Annotated in this window: 2 pseudogenes; both read right to left on the bottom strand. The window is 57.4% G+C overall.

The features are described from left to right. Window positions 1-247, bottom strand: a pseudogene (gene pcnB, locus ABD481_RS47275) (polynucleotide adenylyltransferase PcnB); the annotation flags it as partial. A 62-nt stretch (window positions 248-309) separates the two neighbouring features. Then, window positions 310-507 (bottom strand): annotated as a pseudogene (locus ABD481_RS47270) (tRNA glutamyl-Q(34) synthetase GluQRS); the annotation flags it as partial.

Here is a 507-nt window from a genome sequence, read left to right as displayed (position 1 = left end):
CGTCAAAATCTTTTGGCTTTTTGCCAAGCAGCAGGTCGCGGACGCCGCCGCCGACCAGCCAGGATTCGTAGCCCGCCTTGTTGAGGCGGTACATGACCTTGAGGGCGTTTTCACTGATATCTTTGCGGGAAATAGCATGCTGCTCACGCGGGATCACCGTCATAGGCGTTGGTTCGACGGCGGCTTCTGCCTCGCGCTCCTCACGGCTTAGCACCTTACGGCAAAAATTAGCGACTCGGGTAAAAATGGTGCACCTCGTAGTGTCAGACGGACTTCAGATCAACTGTACAGTGTAAAAATAGCGGCTAATCATAGCTCAGCGGGAGCCATTTGAGAATGCTCGATTTTCGCCGGCTGCCAGTTGGCGACGGCCTGGGCGAGTAAATCATCGATGCTCAGGGCCTGCCACTCCTCGGGGATCGCCTGATTCAGAAAGCGGAGCGCCCGGACGATTTCGGGGCGCGGATCGCCTTCCGGCAGCGCCGGCGCGTGGTTTTGTTTAGAGAG

This window comes from Catenulispora yoronensis, assembly GCF_039531695.1.
Taxonomy (GTDB): Bacteria; Actinomycetota; Actinomycetes; order Streptomycetales; family Catenulisporaceae; genus Catenulispora; species Catenulispora yoronensis.
Note: the sequence above shows the minus strand (reverse complement) of the source record. Positions and strands in the feature narration are given on the sequence as shown.